This window comes from Spirosoma profusum (genome assembly GCF_014699005.1).
Lineage (GTDB): Bacteria > Bacteroidota > Bacteroidia > Cytophagales > Spirosomataceae > Spirosoma > Spirosoma profusum.
The window spans coordinates 314,664-332,402 of sequence record NZ_JACWZY010000003.1 but is presented as its reverse complement, the minus strand read 5'-3'; the positions used below and the strand labels follow the sequence as shown (position 1 = coordinate 332,402).

Annotated in this window: 10 protein-coding genes; 6 read left to right on the top strand and 4 right to left on the bottom strand. The window is 49.8% G+C overall.

Features of this window, described 5'->3' with window-relative positions; all coding sequences use genetic code 11:
• Window positions 1–8: 8 nt before the first annotated feature.
• Entirely contained in the window at window positions 9–1,169 is a 1,161-nt protein-coding gene (locus tag IC229_RS06120; protein ID WP_190886049.1) for a sensor histidine kinase, read from the bottom strand.
• 248 nt (window positions 1,170–1,417) lie between these two features.
• On the opposite strand from IC229_RS06120, the gene IC229_RS06115 reads away from it, so the two are divergent.
• Window positions 1,418–1,759, top strand: a complete 342-nt coding sequence (locus IC229_RS06115) for a hypothetical protein (protein ID WP_190886048.1) — start codon at window positions 1,418–1,420, stop codon at window positions 1,757–1,759.
• A gap of 80 nt (window positions 1,760–1,839) precedes the next feature.
• Here the strand turns inward: IC229_RS06115 and IC229_RS06110 are convergent, their stop codons facing one another.
• Window positions 1,840–4,479 carry a S8 family peptidase gene (locus IC229_RS06110; protein ID WP_190886047.1) on the bottom strand — a complete coding sequence of 880 codons (2,640 nt, stop codon included), beginning with the start codon at window positions 4,477–4,479 and terminating at the stop codon, window positions 1,840–1,842.
• Between the two features lie 349 nt (window positions 4,480–4,828).
• Here IC229_RS06110 and IC229_RS06105 point away from each other — a divergent pair, with 349 nt between their 5' ends.
• Window positions 4,829–6,289 carry a Gfo/Idh/MocA family protein gene (locus IC229_RS06105; protein WP_190886046.1) on the top strand — a complete coding sequence of 487 codons (1,461 nt, stop codon included), beginning with the start codon at window positions 4,829–4,831 and terminating at the stop codon, window positions 6,287–6,289.
• Window positions 6,290–6,401: 112 nt separating this feature from the next.
• Window positions 6,402–7,460: a class I SAM-dependent methyltransferase gene (locus IC229_RS06100; protein ID WP_190886045.1), complete on the top strand. Its 1,059-nt coding sequence runs from the start codon at window positions 6,402–6,404 to the stop codon at window positions 7,458–7,460.
• A gap of 7 nt (window positions 7,461–7,467) precedes the next feature.
• Here the strand turns inward: IC229_RS06100 and IC229_RS06095 are convergent, their stop codons facing one another.
• Window positions 7,468–7,791, bottom strand: a complete 324-nt coding sequence (locus IC229_RS06095) for a potassium transporter KefB (RefSeq protein ID WP_190886044.1) — start codon at window positions 7,789–7,791, stop codon at window positions 7,468–7,470.
• 305 nt (window positions 7,792–8,096) lie between these two features.
• Here IC229_RS06095 and IC229_RS06090 point away from each other — a divergent pair, with 305 nt between their 5' ends.
• The 3 genes from IC229_RS06090 (at window position 8,097) to IC229_RS06080 (ending at window position 12,006) form a co-directional block, all read left to right on the top strand.
• Window positions 8,097–8,495, top strand: coding sequence for a hypothetical protein (locus IC229_RS06090; RefSeq protein ID WP_190886043.1), 399 nt, complete (start codon window positions 8,097–8,099; stop codon window positions 8,493–8,495).
• 378 nt (window positions 8,496–8,873) lie between these two features.
• The gene (locus IC229_RS06085; RefSeq protein ID WP_190886042.1) at window positions 8,874–10,052 is read left to right on the top strand and encodes an acetyl-CoA C-acyltransferase; all 1,179 of its coding nucleotides are present in this window, start codon (window positions 8,874–8,876) and stop codon (window positions 10,050–10,052) included.
• A 142-nt stretch (window positions 10,053–10,194) separates the two neighbouring features.
• Window positions 10,195–12,006, top strand: a complete 1,812-nt coding sequence (locus tag IC229_RS06080) for an acyl-CoA dehydrogenase family protein (protein WP_190886041.1) — start codon at window positions 10,195–10,197, stop codon at window positions 12,004–12,006.
• 122 nt (window positions 12,007–12,128) lie between these two features.
• Here the strand turns inward: IC229_RS06080 and IC229_RS06075 are convergent, their stop codons facing one another.
• Window positions 12,129–17,672: a putative Ig domain-containing protein gene (locus IC229_RS06075; protein ID WP_190886040.1), complete on the bottom strand. Its 5,544-nt coding sequence runs from the start codon at window positions 17,670–17,672 to the stop codon at window positions 12,129–12,131.
• Between the last annotated feature and the right edge of the window lie 67 nt (window positions 17,673–17,739).

The window sequence follows — 17,739 nt, the reverse complement described above, 5'->3', positions numbered from 1 at the left end:
GCTTTCGATTAAACGGCTTCGATTAGTTCCGACTCTGGCAAACGTAACGGTGCCGATGTAGTAGCAAGTTCCAGCGTCAGCGTAACCATAAAGGTTTCCTGTTCGGTCACGATACGTTGTTCATGCCGATTCGGATACAACAATTGCAGGCGTTTTGTTACGTTCTGCAAACCAATACCACCTAGTGGCGCGTCGCCATAATCGGCCAGTTCGCAACTATTTATAACCTTGAATTTCAACATGTTGTCCTGTACCGACAAGTCGATATGCATCCAGGCCTGCTCAAGCTGTTCACTGGCTCCGTGCTTAAACGCATTCTCCAGAAACGGCACCAGCAGTAAAGGCGCAATCTGTTTATTACCGTACTCGCCCGTTATATTGACCGACATATCCAGCCGTTCGCCATACCGGAGTTGTTCCAGCCCGATATAGTTCCGCATAAACGCAATCTCTTTCTGAAGCGGCACTTCCGTGGCATTACATTCATACAGCATATAACTCAGCAATTCCGAGAGTTTCAGGACAATAGCCGGTGAGCGGTCGGATTTATGCAAGGTGAGCGCATACAGATTATTTAACGTATTGAACAGAAAATGAGGATGTATCTGAGATTTTAGTAACTGCAATTCGGCCTGTAATTTCTCGCGATCAATCTGCTGGTAGGCTTCCTGTTTCAGATACCAGGCTTTCGCCAGTTTGATTGCAGCGGCAAAACCACCAACCGTAATGGCACCTCGCAGGCCCGCCAGGATGGCAAAGAAAAAGTTGTTTCCCGATGTAGGCATTCGTAACCAAATACGTATTGGATCGACCACAAACGTGGTCAGTGACGCCGATAGCAGGGCCGTAAGTACCATTAAACCGACAACGGTGATCAGGGTCCACCAATACCGCGATTTCAGCAAAAACTGAGGAACTATCCAGTCGATAATCACATACGTAAAAAACATATGCGCCGGGATAAACAGTATTGAATCGATTACCGCCCTGCTAAAACCCAACGCAAACGCTTCAGGCCAAGACATCCCCTTCTGAATCAGATAGTTGATAGGCAGAAAACTGTAGATTACGGCAAAAAACAGCATCCATGTCAGCCAGAACAAACCATGCCGGGCCAACCGATAGCGAGGCTGACTGGAGAAGACAAATTCTTTGTTCAGACGTTGCATACATTCGTCGTTTATCTACCCGAAAATAGCCAAACAGAGCGGGTTCGCCTATTAACCGGTCTATTAATCGACAAACGGCACGAGACTGTCGCTGAACAACGGTATCCATTGCCGAATAACCGTTTGTCGACCGTTCGCTGCTATATCCTCCCTGCTACGTGCCAATGGGCGATTATCCTGGCAAGCAATTGTGCGGGCTCATACTTTTGAATCGGTAATGAACAAACACCACCAAAAACACAAATACGATGAAAACTACCTCAACAATTCGTCTGGCCCTGACGGCCTTCCTCTTAACGTTCGCTACGTTCACCATACACGCTCGAAAAGTCGACGAACCCCTACTACCCCGCGACGGGTTTTGGGTTGTCGAAAGTCAGCCTAAAAGCAAGCAATGTACCGTTCGGTTTTATACTGAGAACCAGACTTTAATTTATCAGGAAACCATTAACTGTCGCCTGAATATAGCCCGCGCCCGCGTTAAGCGACAACTCAACGCGGCCCTCGAACAGGCCATGTTTGTCTGGAACGCTACGCACAAAATGCCAACCGAACGTCAGTGGGTAGCCATCCAGTTCGACAGCAAGTAAACAACGAATACAACGTAGTAAATGCCAAAGCCCAGACGCAAATCTGGGCTTTGGCATTTACTACGTTGGTATCAATTCAATTACTGTTTAATCAGTTTTATGGATTTCCGTTCGGTTGGCGTACTAACATTCAGCATTAGCAATTCCTTACTGCCGCTGAGCGGAATACGAACCCGCTCGACCGAAGCTGCTTCGCTGATGGTATGCTTGTGAAGCACGCGCCCCTGTGTATTGACCAGATTCAGACCAACCGGTCCGCCAGCCGCGCCCGAAATCTCGATTTCGGCCATTTCGCCAGCTACCGGGTTGCCCAGCACACGTACCGATAAGTTCAACTCGGCACCTATGCGCGCACCGGATGTCTGGCTACCACAGGCCGCCAGCCAGTTAAAACTATAGCTACCCTGATCTGGCGTACCCTGCTGAATGGCTTTCAACGTAATGACCGGGTTATCGGTATAAAGCGTTAATGAGTAGGGGCCCGATGCCGTAGTGGGCATCATCTCATTGGCTACCGAAAAACTGATCGGTTGACCATTTGTACCGCTATATTGAGGTGAAAAACTAATTGCCCGCGAATTTGGCCCGGCCGGATTACAGCTAAACAACGTAGCGCCTACAATCGCAAAACCAACCGAAGGCGGTGGCGTTGGATTGCTTCCGCAGGCGCCCAGCCAGTTGTAATTGAAGGTAGATTGCACACCCGTCTGCGCTGCACTCAGGATAATAACCGGATTATCAGTATACAAAGTCAGTGAGTAAGGCCCAGATGCGGTGGTTGGTAACAGCTCGTTGACAACCGAGAAACTTATCGGATCACTGTTCGTGCCGCCATAGGTCGGCGTAAACATCAACGCGCGCCGACCAGGGCTGACGATTGTACAGCTAACAGTAGTTACACCTGTAATTGAGAAAACACCCGAAGTTGGTGGCGTCTCGGTAATTACTTCCAGCGCTCTGTCGGCCTGAATAAAGCCAAAACCCGTTCCAAAATCAAAGCCTGCATCAAAACCCGGTGTAGACGGGTCATCCATATCCAACGCCGTCGATTTCAGCGCCGACAGGATGGCAGCCGGCGTAATAGAAGGCACTTTTTGCTTCATCAGAGCCGCCACAGCCGCTGCGTGTGGAGCGGACGCCGACGTACCAAAGAAATTCGGCTTCCCATCTCCTTCCGCATCAAATCCGAAAAATGTAGTGTTTGTCCCATCCACACTGGTAATTTCCGGTTTTTGACGGGTAATGGGTGAAGTAAGTCGGGTTCCATTCAAATCGAATAGAATGGGCGTTCCACCAGCCGAGGAGTAGTACTCTAGATTAGCAGTTGTCAACCCATTGTTAAAAGCGGGGGTATCACGGTAGTAAGCTGCGCCGGTTGAAATACACCGGCTTGAATTCGACTGACCAACAATGGTCGAGCTTTTAGTATCATGTTCTGTTGTAATCGTATAGCCATTTGTGAAAGCTATCCATTTGACTAACGATGGAGCGGGCCCAGTAAAGCGCCCAATAACCAACTCGAACGTAGCAGGTGCATTTGTGGGGTTAGATAAAACGGCGATTTCAACCGCATCTCTTTCTACATTGAAATCTAAACCGGATGAAAAAGGCTGAAACACGCCGTTTTTATAGACTAATAAATCCAGATCAGTCTCAGCGCCAGCCCCTCCACTCACCGAGAAAAAGGGATTATCCCACTGCAAACCAATATAAATCTCACTTTGCGGAGGTATCGTAACTGACTGAGCCACATCGCCCCCGCCAAAATTATGGGCTCCCAGATATGGATCGCTAAAGGGACCCGCGAAGGCAACTTCAGAATAAGCACTCTGGTACGAATCACGGCCGTTGTTAGCCGCCGACGAAAAATAGGTTACGCCACTATTGACTACCTGATCGACGGCTTGCGCGATAACACCGTCCTGAAAGTAAGGTTCGTCAAAGTACGATACGTCGTCTACAATAACCTGACAGCCAGCGGCTGCCAGATCCAGAATACCCTGCGCAAAATCCAGGTTTCCATCAAAAGCGGTATGAAAGGCCAAAGCAACATTTGGGGCTAAGTCATAAACCAGCTCCATCATACCCCGCCCTTCATCAATAACGTCAGCGGCAGATCCTGGGTAATCTTTCAGAACCTGTACACCCGTTGGCAGGTCGCCTGAAGCGACGCCCAAAGCTGCGCCACCCAGCTTGTCATACGAGTCGGAAAGGACGCCCACTTTAATACCTGTTCCATTGACACCGTAGGTTGTTCGCGCTACGTTCGTCCGTAGTGATGCATCGCCCTGCGAATTAACCGAGCCAGCACTATGCCTTGGTTTATAAGCAGGTCGGGCAAATCGTAATGGGCCGATAGTATTTAATTCACTCAGCCTATCGGCGGGTAAATAGCCGTATACATGATGTTTTGAAACCCGACCTTTTGCGAGGCCTAGCGCCTGCAACGACTGGAGCAATGCCTGCCCTTCTCCTTCAGAATTAGCGAAAGCATCAATGGCAACTCTATTGCCCTCAGTAACAAACAGATTTGCTCGCTGAAAACCATTGTTAGGTCGTAAGTTTCCATTGTTCTCTACCACTCTCAATAAGTCGGCTGAGATTTTGGCAGACCTGGCTTTCTCTTTTTCTGATGTTTGCGCTGTTGCACTAATACACACACTTAGCAGGGTTGCAGCCACTACAAAAAGTGTCCTGCACGAAGGTATCACTTGGGTCATAACTACTTGGTTTAGAATGCTGAGATGATAAGTAAAGAACTTAACTAAGAAGCTGTTACGTCAGAAAAAGCAACTGGAAATAATCACTTTTCTGCGCTAAATTTTGGGTTAAAGTAGAATAAAAAACTGTTTGTAACGTATTATTTCAAATATTTTTATTTCGTGCTATAATGCGCCATAATTCGTTCAGTTTAAATGCGTTAAAATGGACGAATAACTGTTTTTCAAGATAGCCTTACCTGTTCAGTAGGTATACCGATTAATTCTCTTTTGCGTAGATAATCATCATGTAAATCGAACGTAGTACAACAAAGTCGAATTCTGCTCATCTACTAAAACGTATTACCCTATGCCCTCAAACAGACGTACCTTCATAAAAAGCCTGTCAGCCGCTTCGGCACTGGTCGCAACACAGGGCATTGCCCGGCCACTCGTGCAGGCGCCGGCCTATATCCCGAATCTGAAAAAAATCAGCCCGAACGATAAAATACGTATCGCCACCATCGGTATGGGTATTCAGGGCAATTTCGATACGCGGGCTGCCTTACGAAATCCCGACGTAGAACTGGTGGCCGTCGCCGATTTGTACAACGGCCGACTAGAACATGCCAAATCGGAATACGGCAAGGACAAGGATTTGTTTACCACCCGCGATTACCGCGAAATTCTGACCCGGTCTGACGTCGATGCGGTGCTCATCGTTACGCCCGACCACTGGCACGATCACATTACGATTGCGGCCCTTAAAGCCGGGAAGCACGTTTATTGCGAAAAACCGATGGTGCAGCACCTCAACGAAGGCAAAGCCGTGATCGACGCCTGGAAAAAGTCGGGCAAAACAATGCAGGTAGGTAGCCAACGTATCAGCAGTGCCGCGTTTCAGGAAGCCAAACGGCTGGTGCAGGCTGGCGACATTGGTGCCATCAACTACGTCGAATCGAACAACGACCGGTTCAATGCCATCGGCGCATGGCAATATTCCATTCCGCCCGATGCATCGACCGCAACGCTCGACTGGGACCGTTTTCTGGGCGACGCGCCGAAACGTCCGTTCGATGCCACTCGTTTTTTCCGCTGGCGGAACTACAAAGATTACGGTACGGGCGTAGCAGGCGATTTGTTTATTCACCTCATCACCGGGGTCCATTTCGTTACCAATACGCTGGGGCCAACCCGTATTTTCTCGTCAGGTAACCTGGCCTACTGGAAAGATGGTCGCGACGTACCGGATGTGATGTCGTGCATTATGGATTACCCAAAAACCGACCAGCATGAAGCCTTTCAGATGGTGCTACGTGTCAACTTCGCGAACGCTGGTAAAATCAGCAACGTAACGCGCATTATCGGCAACGAAGGCCAGATCGAGTTTTCGGAGAATAACCTCATTATGACCAAGAAGAAACTTCCGATGGCGCCCGGTTATGGCAACTACGATAGTTTCTTTACGTTCACGGAACCAGTGCAGCAGGAATTTGTGCGGCAATACGACGCCAAGTACCCACCCGATACACGCAAATCTGAACCAGCTCAGGAAATAAAATTCGACGCACCGAAAGAAGACGACGCCCACGCCAAACACTTCGCCGATTTCTTCGACAATGTGCGCAAGGGTAGTCAGGGCACGGTGGAAGATCCGGTTTTTGGGTTCCGCGCGGCCGCTCCCGTACTAGCCTGTAACGAAAGTTATTTTGAGCAGAAAGTAGTGTACTGGGACCCCGTTACCATGACGCAGAAAAATCCGGCAGCCCCCGGCGCGAAATCCTCGAAGAAGAAACCGGCTACGGTCGCGAAAGCAGTAGCGAAGAAATAGGAGAAACGTTCTGCAAAAACTATTAGCACGGTGATACGTTGATTTTATGGTTTTCGCCAACACGGTGTGAAATCCTAAACTCAACGTATCACCGTGCTTCTTTTTACTACGTATGCAACTTACCGTTACGCCCGAAAATCTGCTTGAGTGGATAGCGCTACGTGCCAATCTGGTGCCCATTCCCCTACTTCACGCCCAGATTATGCCCGTATTAGCCAAAGCCGTACTCGAAGCCGCCGATAAAGGTATCTTCGAAGCGGCTCGTTATGGCTCCAAAACGCTTGCCGAACTCAACGTAACGCTTCAATTAAATGAGAAAGCGCTCGGTGAGTTAATGGGTTTGCTGACGGCGATGGGCTATTTCAACTTTCGGAACAACCGATTTACGCTCACGCGGATGGCTCGCCGGTTCACGCTCAGCGATGATCCTCGCTCGGTGCATGGGCTGATTGTGTTCAACAACCGCGTTACGTGGGATTGGATGAATCATCTCGGCGAATATCTGCAAACCGGCAAAGGCATTCAGTACCACGATACCTTCACGCCCGAACAGTGGCACTATTACCAGCTCGGCATGGTAGCGGCCAGCAATGCCGAAGTGAGCGAATTTGCTCGGCGGGTTCCGTTAACCAAAACGATACGTTCCGGCAACGTAGCAACCATGCTCGACATTGGTGGTTCGCACGGAAATCATGCGGTTGCGCTTTGCCGAAAATATCCAGCCTTAACTGCTACGTTACTCGATCTGCCTCAAGCCATCGAACAGGCCGCTCCGATGCTGGCAAAGCAGCAAATGGGTAACCAAGTCCAGCACCAGGTCGGCAATGCGTTAATCGACGATTTCGGTGAGAATGCATTCGATTTAGTGCTTATGTCGAACGTAGCCCATCACTTCACGCCTGAAGAAAATCAGGACGTAGCAAACAAAGTGGCGAAAGCGTTACGTCCAAACGGGCTCTTTATTATCAACGAATTTATCCGGCCCGACCTATCGTCTCCTCCCGAACTGGTGGGCAGCAGTACTAATTTGTTTTACGGATTGAGCAGCACCGCCGGTAATTATTCCATCGCCGAGATTCAGGCGTGGCAGCAAGCGGCAGGGCTTGCTACTCACAAGGTTGTCTGGTATCGAACTATACCAGGTCGGGCGATGGTCGTCGCGAGGAAATAATGTTGGCTCAATTCCACAACGTACCATCCAATCCTAAAACGATACCCATCCACAGTCCAATGAGGAATACGAATAAGCTCAGTACGTTGATGGCTATTTTTTTCCAACCTTTCTGGAAGGGTAGATAATTCGTGAAGTAATAAAAAGCACCACCACAAGCACCAGCCAGTGGAACAATAATTAACGGTCTGACCATCCAGAACTTGGGCCAGTCTGGGTTAGGATGGTTCACGTTGGACAGGAAAAAGCAGATTAATACAAGACCTATTGCAGCACCAAACAGTGCTTTTTTGCTAAGCGATGCGACATCGAGCGGTTTCAGTTCGTACATGTTCGTTTTGTTCTAGAAGTTTCAGACAGTCAAAGCCCTTAAAAGTACTTTGTAATTCAAAGTAAGTGTGAATTTTTGATTTGAACAAATCCCTTACAGAATTTTTTTGTATCATGACAAATAAGATTTACGTAATACGTGTTAATTCCACTCATTTACAGACTCTTAAATGCTTGTGGTTATTACTGATTTTATAACTGAACTAACTCCAGTCAGGTTGTTATTGGTAAAATTCAACTGAAACGACTATAGCAGAGAACAACAATGCTTCAGCGGGAAAGCTACCGGAAACGCCCAATCCAGCTTTGAAAACGCTGGAACCCCTGATCGGCAAATGGAAATTAACCGGCGACGATTTAGCCGGTGAAGTAACTTTTGAATGGATGGAAGGTGGCTTTTTTATGATCCAACGCTTCGATCTCGTTCAGGCAGGAAGGCACGAAAAAGGGATCGAGTATACAGGCTTTGACGAAGAAACACAGACGCTACGTTCTCGACTGATGCAGACAAATGGAAGTAATTTCACCTACACGTATCAAATCGAGGGAAATGAATTCTGGTACTGGTTTGGGTATAAGGGGTCGGACAATTACAGCAAATCGACGTTTAGTGCGGACGGAAATTCCTACTCAGGGCGTTGGCAGTGGTCGTTGGAAAACGGCGAAGCCGGCGGCTATTCTTACGTAGCAACACGTATCGAGTAACTGACAGTAGGCGCATCTGGCTAAGTTAATGCGCACGATGAAATTTTTTATAGTTAAAAAGCTACCGCATAGGCCTTCGACAGGCTCAGGGTGACTGGAAACTTGACTTTGTTTCCCTGAATGAATTTAAGTTTCCAGTCACCCTGAGCCTGTCGAAGGCCTATGCGGTAGCCAAATTTATATAAACCAGTATGAATCAGCATTATTGACATACAAAATCTCGTAGTCGGGTTAAGTTATTAAGTCGGACTACTGGCTATTCATGGCGGCTACAAAAAATAGTATGCTTGCATAATAATTTGTCTTAGATTTGTAATTATTCCAGCAGCGAATCAGTTATTCGGGTAGATTCCTGCCAAACCAGTAATCAAGATAAACATGGATGCATACATTGTAGCCGGATACCGCACTGCCGTTGGGAAAGCTCCTCGCGGAGGTCTCCGTTTTACCCGCCCCGACGATATGGCGGCTGAAGTTATCAAGCATTTATTAAGTCAGGTTCCCAACCTCGATCCGGCTCAGGTCGAAGATCTCATTGTGGGTAACGCCGTTCCCGAGGCTGAACAGGGCATGCAGATTGCCCGATATATTGCCCTGCTATCACTGCCAAAAAGCGTTCCGGGTATGACCATTAACCGGTATTGCGGCTCAGGCCTGGAAGCGATTGCGATTGCATCGGCCAAAATTCATGCCGGGCTGGCCGATTGCATCATTGCCGGAGGTACCGAATCGATGTCGCTGGTGCCTGTAATGGGCTGGAAAACAGCATTGAATTACGAAATAGCTAAAACACATCCCGATTATTACATTGGTATGGGCCTGACCGCCGAACAGGTAGCTCAGCAATTCAAAATCAGCCGCGATGCCCAGGATGAATTTGCGCTCGAATCGCATATGAAAGCGTTGGCGGCTCAGAAAGACGGCAAATTCACCGACGAAATTGTACCGATTAACGTAAGCGAAACGTATTTCGATACAGAAAGTAATAAAAAGAAAACCCGCGAGTGGACAGTAGCGCAGGACGAAGGCCCGCGTAAAGACACCAGCGCCGAAGGTTTAGCCAAACTGAAGCCTGTTTTTGCGGCCAATGGTTCGGTAACGGCTGGCAATTCGTCGCAAACATCCGATGGAGCTGCTTTTGTCGTCGTTATGTCGGAAAAGCTGGTGAACGAGTTGAATTTACAGCCCATCGCCCGGTTGGTTTCGTATGCCACGGCTGGTGTTGAACCCAAAATCATGGGCATCGGTCCAGTAGCAGCTATCCCAATTGCCTTGAAAAAAGCTGGTATAAAACAGGACGACATTGACCTGATCGAACTGAACGAAGCCTTCGCGGCCCAATCGCTGGCCGTTATTCAGGAACTTGGTCTTGATCGTAGTAAAATCAACCCGAACGGTGGCGCTATCGCACTTGGTCACGCACTCGGTTCTACCGGCGCTCGTTTATCTGTCCAACTATTGAATGAAATGCGTCGTCGCGACCAGAAATACGGTATGGTTTCGGCCTGCGTTGGTGGCGGACAGGGCGTGGCTGGTATTTTTGAACGCCTTAATTAGCAACGTTTTAACTTATAACGTGCTCGTATTCAAACGACAATCCGGCCACGTTAAAAATTCTTAATAGTATGCTTGCATACTAATTTTAAAGTTAGTTTCTTTGTAAACGAATTAGTATGCAAGCATAACAATAACACAGATCATGATTGCAACCGAACCTAAAGCCTCTATCAAGGGTGGCGAATTTCTCATTAAAGAAACGCAAGCCTCACAAGTATTCATTCCTGAAGAATTTACAGAAGAGCAACTAATGATTGCGGCTACCTGCCGCGAATTCCTGGAACGCGAAGTCTGGCCACGCCTGAATGAAATCGATAATGCCAAGTCGCCGGAACTGATTTCGTCATTGATGGACAAAGCGGGCGAGCTAGGCCTGCTAGGTACGTCGGTGCCTGAAGAGTACGGCGGTTTCGGAACGAATTTCAATACGTCGATGCTGGTGGCTGAGACAACGGGTGCTGGTCATTCGTTCTCGGTAGCTCAGTCGGCGCACACCGGTATTGGTACGTTGCCGATTGTGTATTATGGCAACGACGACCAGAAAGCGAAATACCTACCAAAACTGGCAACGGGCGAGTTCAAGGCGGCTTACTGCCTCACCGAACCCGATTCTGGTTCTGATGCTAACTCAGGCAAAACGAAAGCGATTTTGACAGAAGACGGTAAACACTACGTTCTGAACGGTCAGAAAATGTGGATTACCAACGGCGGATTTGCCGATGTGTATATCGTTTTCGCCAAAATTGAAGAAGGTGGTAAGACCGATAAAAACCTGTCGGCGTTCATTGTGGAACGTACCTACGAAGGCATCACGATGAACGAACCTGAGCACAAAATGGGCATTAAAGGCTCCGATACGCGCCAGATTTTCTTCAACGACGTAAAAGTGCCAGTTGGAAACCTGCTGTCGGAGCGGGAAAACGGCTTCAAAATCGCCGTAAACATCCTGAATATCGGTCGTATTAAGCTTGGTATTGCGGCTGTTGGGGGCTCCAAAGAAGTAATTAACGATGCGGTACGTTACGCTAACGAACGTAAACAGTTCAAAACTGCCATCGCCAATTTTGGTGCGATAAAACACAAAATCGCTGAAATGGCGATCAAGGTGTATGCATCCGAAACAGCTTCGTACCGGGCGGGTCAAAACATCGACGACCTGATCGAAGACCTCAAGTCGAAAGGTACGGACGATGCACAGGCTAAACTGAAAGCGCTGGAACAATTCGCCATTGAATGTGCCATCATGAAAGTTCACGGCTCCGAAGTTCTCGACTACGTAGTGGACGAAGGCGTTCAGATTTACGGCGGTATGGGTTACTCAGCCGATGCTCCGATGGATCGGGCCTACCGCGACGCACGTATCAATCGCATTTTCGAAGGCACGAACGAAATCAACCGGATGCTGATCGTGGATATGCTCTTGAAGCGTGCCATGAAAGGCGAACTTGACCTGATGACGCCCGCCATGGCCGTTGCCAAAGAGATCATGTCGATTCCCGACTTCAGTACTGATGAGGAAGAAGGCGTGTTCATTGCTGAGAAAAAAGTGCTTCGGAATCTGAAAAAAGCCGCTCTAATGATAGCCGGTGCCGCCGTGCAGAAGTTCATGATGACGCTTTCCGACGAGCAGGAAATTCTGATGAACGTAGCCGATATGGCCATCGAAATCTACGCAGCGGAATCGATACTGCTACGTGTCGAAAAGCTCATCGGCATCAAAGGCGAGGAAGCCGTTACGTTGCAAACGCAAATGGCACTCGTTTACCTGCACGAATCCGTCGAAAAAGTCAATAATGCGGGTCGGGCAGCCGTTACGTCCTTTGCCGAAGGCGATGAACTACGCGGTATGTTGATGGGACTGAAACGGTTTACGAAAATTGAGCCGATGAACTTGAAAAACGCCCGCCGTCAGATTGCCGACGCCATTATTGCCGAGAATCGATATATTTTTTAAGAAATACATCAACAGCTAAAGGGAAGAAGCCAACTCCGAAACAGAGTTGGCTTACTTTTTCCTCAGCTATTGAACCTGGTACACAAGGTACCTTCTTCAATTCTTCCTAAGCCCAACTCCGCTTAAAAGCCCAGTCGAAGTCGGGCACCGGTCTGGTTCGTCAGGCCACCGCCACTCCCATAACGTAGCGTTTTAACTTCTGCTACGTAGCCAGCGGGCAAACTGATCGCATGATTGAGTTGTACTCCATCACTGCCTGTAGGCACCACTCCACACGACCACACAGCAGGGTCACTCCAACTCCCTGATTTGACGGTAGTAATAGCTCCGTTAGTATCCCGGCAACCAGAGCCGACCACTCGTAACACAAAACTTGTACTCACACTTAACCCTTGTGGATCTGTACCTGTAACCGTAACCGAACTTACTCCCGTCGAACCAGGAACACCACCAATCTGAACAGGCGGGCTAAAACTCATTCCAGTCGGCAAGCCACTCACCGTCAGGCTAAGACTGTGGGGCGACTCGTTGTCGGTGAAGGTCGTCTGAGGAATCGTATAGCCAAACTCCTCTCCTACTTTGGCGGTCTGGTCGGTGAGCGGCTGATTCACCCGAGGTGGTGTATTCGGCTGCGGGTTCTGGCAAAAACTCAACCAGTTGTAAGTAAAACTGGCTTCGCCCGCGCTACCCGTCTGCCGGGCTTTCAGCACAACCGTTGGATTATCAGTATAGAGTTGCAGACTGTAAGGCCCCGACGCGGTCGTGGGCGACATTTCGTCCTGCACCCAGAAACTGATCGGCTGCCCATTGAGGCCACTATATCGGGGATTGAAGCTGATATCATAGCGATTAGCCGCAATCTGCGTACAAGTGAGCGGACTTACTCCCGTAATGGCGAAGGGCGCACTGGCCGTTGCTGAAGAAGGCAGTACCGTCATGCCGAAAGTCATGGTAGCACTCAGCCCGCCCGGATCGGTAGCCGTCAGCGATATGGTGGACGTACCACTTACGGAAGGCGTACCGGAGAGCGTAGTCCCCACCAGCGTAAGTCCAGCAGGTATGCCACTGGCCGTCAACATCAATGTCTGGGGCGTCTGTGCATCACTAAACGTATTACTCAGACTCAAACTGAAGGGTTGCCCCTGAATAGTCACCTGATCGGCGACGGGGTTAGCCAGCGTGGGTGGTGCGTTGGTAGCAGAAGGATCGACCACAGTGAGTACAAAGGTGGCAACTGCAGTAAGTCCGCCGGGATCGGTAGCCGTTATGGTCACCGAACTTACACCCGCTACGTTGGGTATCCCACCGATCTGAAATGGTGGCGTGAAGCCCAACCCGGCGGGTAATCCCGTAACAGCGAGCGTTAGACTTTGGGGAGATTCGTTGTCCGTGAAGGTCGTCTGAGGGATCGTGTAGCCAAATTCCTGACCGACGCGGGCAGTCTGGTCGGTAAGCGGCTGATCGACTCTTGGAGGTGTGTTGGGTTGCGGATTTCGGCAGATAGCCAGCCAGTTATACGTGTAATTGACCTCGCCCGGCGTGCCTCCCTGTTGTGCATGAAGAATGATAGTCGGATTATCGTCATAGAGTTGCAGCGTATAGGGACCGACATTGGTAGTAGGAAATATCTCGTTGGCAATCGAGAAACTAATCGGCTGTCCATTGCGCCCGCTATACTGCGGAGTGAAGCTGATAACGTAGCGATTACTGGCAATCTGCTGGCAGGAATGCGAAATGACCGCAGAAATAGCGAACGGAGCCGATATCGTTACGGAAGCCTGCGCCGAACAGATACCTATAGTACCCGTGACCGAATAAACACCTTCCGAACTGACCACGATGGTGGACGTAATTGCCCCCGTATTCCAACGGTACGTAGTAGCTCCGCTGGTAGTGAGCGTAGCACTCTGCCCAGGGTTAATGGTCAGAGAAGGACTTACGGAAACAGTAATAGAAGGCGGGGTATTATCCTGACTAACCTGCGCCGAAAAAGTTGCAGTGCAGCCGTTAGCCCCGGTCAACGTAACGGAATACGCACCCGCGCCGGTCACACTGATCACCTGCGAAGTGGCCCCGGTGTTCCAGCGATACGTACCACTACCTACCGCCGTTAAACTAGCCGTAGGATTGACGCAGGTTAACGTAGCACTACCTGGTGAAATACTCACCGACGGCACGCTGTTATTCTGGAAGACTTGTGCTGAAGCCGTTGCCGTACAACCATTGGCAGCCGTCAACGTAACAGAGTACATTCCGGCGGACGTAGCACTGATAGTAGGCGTAATAGCACTCGTATTCCAACGATAGGTCCCACTACCCACCGCCGTCAGACTAACCGAGGAATTGGTACATGTCAACGTAGCACTGGCAGGGTTGATGGTCAAATTAGGTACGTTATTATTCAGGTAAACGGTGGCGGATGTAGAAGCGGAACAGCCGCTGGTTGATGTTAATGTAACGGAGTATATTCCAGCAGCAGTCACACTGATGATTGCGGACGTAGCGCCGGTGTTCCAGCGGAAGGTGCCGTTGCCTGTCGCCGTCAGACTCGCAGCAGGGCTTGGGCAGGTCAACGTTGCCGAACTGGGATTGATACTCACCGACGGTACACTATTATCCTGAAACACCTGAACGGAGGTCGTCGCCGTACAACCATTAGCGTCCGTCAAAGTCACTGAATAAGTCCCCGCTGACGTAGCGCTGATCACCTGTGAAGTGCTCCCTGTATTCCAGCGATACGTACCATCTCCCACCGCCGTCAGACTGACCGTGGGGTTAGCGCAGGTTAACGTAGTGCTGGTCGGTGAAATGCTGACTGATGGGATAGTTGTGTTTTGAAACACCTGAGCCGTGGCTGTTGCCGTACATCCACTAGAAGCCGTTAAGGTAACGGAATAAGCCCCCGCCGACGTAGCAGTAATGGAAGACGTAGTAGCTCCCGTATTCCAGTGATACGTCCCGTTGCCTACCGCACTCAAGCTAGCTGTGGGACTAGTGCAGGTCAACGTAAAACTCGATGGATTTATGCTCACTGCTGGTACACTATTATCCTGAAACACCTGAACGGAGGTCGTCGCCGTACAACCATTGATCGCCGTCAACGTAACAGAGTATATTCCGGCGGACGTAGCACTGATCATGGACGTAATGGCTCCGGTATTCCATCGGAACGTACCGCTGCCACTGGCCGACAGGATGGTAGAGGAATTGGCACAGGTCAACGTAGCACTGGCGGGGGTAACAGTAACGGTTGGTATGCTACTGTCCTGAAATACAGTTACGCTAGCTATAGCCGTACAGCCACTAGCGTTAGCCACAATCACGCTATAAGTACCCGGCTGATTAATTACAAACTGGCCTGTAGTATTACTCTGCCCATTGCTGAGGGTGTAGCTTGTACCTCCACCGGCCGTTAAGGTCAGGCTGGTTTGAGAACAGCTTAGGGTTGATGATGGACTGACAGAGAGGGTAGCTGTAGGTAGGCTACTGACCGTCAACGTAGTAGTTGCCTGCGCTATCTGGATGTTACTGTTAACTGTCAGCGTAAAATTTTGCCCACTAGTACTACTGGATATCAGGCTCTGACTGAACGTATTACTTGTTGATGTACCCGTAACCGGATTACTGCCATCTGTCAGCGTGTAGGAATAACCACCGCTTACATTGCCGACGGAAGCCGTAAACATTACCGGATTTCCTACACAAACTGCGGCCGGATTAGCCGAGAATCCTGTAATTGTAGGGGCCGTATTGATGACGGTGACGACCACACCTGTTGTCGATGAACAGCCCCCGGACGTACCAGTGACCGAATAGGGACCGGCCGTACTTACGGATATGGCCGCCGTATTTTGCCCGCTCGACCAGCTATACGAACTCGCTCCCGACGCCGTCAACGTAGTACTGCTACCCGATGTAATGGTCAGGCTGGGGTTGGCTGTGATGCTTACTGCTGAGCCCGTTGCCGTTACACTCACCGTAGTGGTGCTCTGAGGGCCGCCCAATCCAGCAACCGAAACAGTGAAGGTCTGTTCACCGGGCGCCGTTAATGTGGCTGAAACAGCGGACGTATTGGTAGCTGACAACGTAGCACCCGCCGGGGCTATCCATGTGTAGGAAAATGGAGACGTACCACCATTGGCCGTTACAGAAAGAGCCACCGTGCTGCCTACGCAAACCAAAGTAGGTCTGGCAACAACATCTAACTGATTGAACTTGAGAACAAACGTATCATAAGTTCCCCCAGCTGACAGATTGAATACACCCGAACCGGGATCAAAATCAGCCGAGCCCTCGAAAAAACCAGTTGTGTGTACATCACCCGATTTATCGACTGCGATTCCGTTACCGGTATCAAAACCAGCACCAACCAAACTGCTGGCCCGGGCAAAATTGCCCGATATATCCAGTTTGCTGATAAAGATGTTACCGCCACTACTACCGCCTTCTGTCAGGTCGTATACGCCCGGTCCAGGGTCAAAATCGGATGTACCTCGAAAACGACCAGTTGTATAGACATTCCGTAATCCATCAACCGAGATCGAATAGCCTATCCCCCCCAGATTCCTGGCCCACACGAAATTTCCCGCTGCATCGAGTTGACTCACAAAACCTTTTACACCACCTGTTCCGGTGAGATCGAATACGCCAGAGCCAGGATCAAAATCGACGGTGCCGTTCAAAGTGCCTGTGGTGTAGGCGTTCCCCGCTCCATCCACAGCTATCGAGAAAGCCGCAATTCCACCCTCCAGCAATTTCACCCACGCGAGGTTACCCGAGGCATCGAGTTTAGTGATGTACATCGCCCCCGTCGAAGTCAGGTTGTTTACACCTGGGCCGGGATCAAAATCCGTCGTGCCGGAGAAAATGCCTGTGGCGTACACACTTCCCGTTCCATCCACCGCAATTGCGTAGCCGAAATCGTTACTGGTATCTCCCAAACGATACGCCGAAACGAAATTGCCCAATGCATCGAGTTTGCTCACAAAAATGTCATCATTTTGAGGAGTGTTGGCCAGCGTTACTGCACTCAGGCTGTAGACGCCCGGACCCGGATCAAAATCGGTCGTATAACTGAAAACGCCGGTCGTATGAACATTTCCGGAGCCATCAACGGCAATCGAATAGCCATCAACACTACCATTTCCGGCCAGCGCTTTGGCCCATACCAGATTGCCCGCTGCATCGAGTTTACTCACAAAGGCGCCTTCGAGTCCTCCCGCAGTCAGGTTGAATACGCCCGGTCCAGGGTCAAAGTCCACTGTTCCGGAAAAATGACCCGTGGTGTAGACATTCCCAGACCCATCTACCACAACGGAATTAGCCGCGTCAGAACCAGGACCGCCTATACGCCTGGCCCATAGTAGATTACCAGCCACATCGAGCTTGCTCACATACATATCGATATCGGTTGCTGTCAGGCTGAAGTCACCTGGTCCGGGGTCAAAATCGACTGTACCATTAAAGAAACCAGCGGTGTAGACATTGCCCGCGCCATCTACCGCGATGGATTTTCCCGAGTTGAAACCGCCCGCCATTTGTTTTGCCCACACAAATGTTTGTGCATAGGCAGCGGTTGTCAATCCAACCCAAATCAACAGTCCAATGCAAATCCGAAAACAGTCAGACCAATAAAGCGCATCACGAAAGCGTAAAAATGAGTTCATACCAGTAAAGAGCTGAGGATAACATGAAAAATAGACGCAAACAGCCAACTGAATCGATAGCCGATTA

Bases quoted from the DNA above. Each gene is read 5' to 3' on its own strand.
- IC229_RS06120 (WP_190886049.1), bottom strand. From the start codon at position 1,169: ATGCAACGTCTGAACAAAGAATTTGTCTTCTCCAGTCAGCCTCGCTAT.
- IC229_RS06115 (WP_190886048.1), top strand. From the start codon at position 1,418: ATGAAAACTACCTCAACAATTCGTCTGGCCCTGACGGCCTTCCTCTTA.
- IC229_RS06110 (WP_190886047.1), bottom strand. From the start codon at position 4,479: ATGACCCAAGTGATACCTTCGTGCAGGACACTTTTTGTAGTGGCTGCA.
- IC229_RS06105 (WP_190886046.1), top strand. From the start codon at position 4,829: ATGCCCTCAAACAGACGTACCTTCATAAAAAGCCTGTCAGCCGCTTCG.
- IC229_RS06100 (WP_190886045.1), top strand. From the start codon at position 6,402: ATGCAACTTACCGTTACGCCCGAAAATCTGCTTGAGTGGATAGCGCTA.
- IC229_RS06095 (WP_190886044.1), bottom strand. From the start codon at position 7,791: ATGTACGAACTGAAACCGCTCGATGTCGCATCGCTTAGCAAAAAAGCA.
- IC229_RS06085 (WP_190886042.1), top strand. From the start codon at position 8,874: ATGGATGCATACATTGTAGCCGGATACCGCACTGCCGTTGGGAAAGCT.
- IC229_RS06080 (WP_190886041.1), top strand. From the start codon at position 10,195: ATGATTGCAACCGAACCTAAAGCCTCTATCAAGGGTGGCGAATTTCTC.
- IC229_RS06075 (WP_190886040.1), bottom strand. From the start codon at position 17,672: ATGAACTCATTTTTACGCTTTCGTGATGCGCTTTATTGGTCTGACTGT.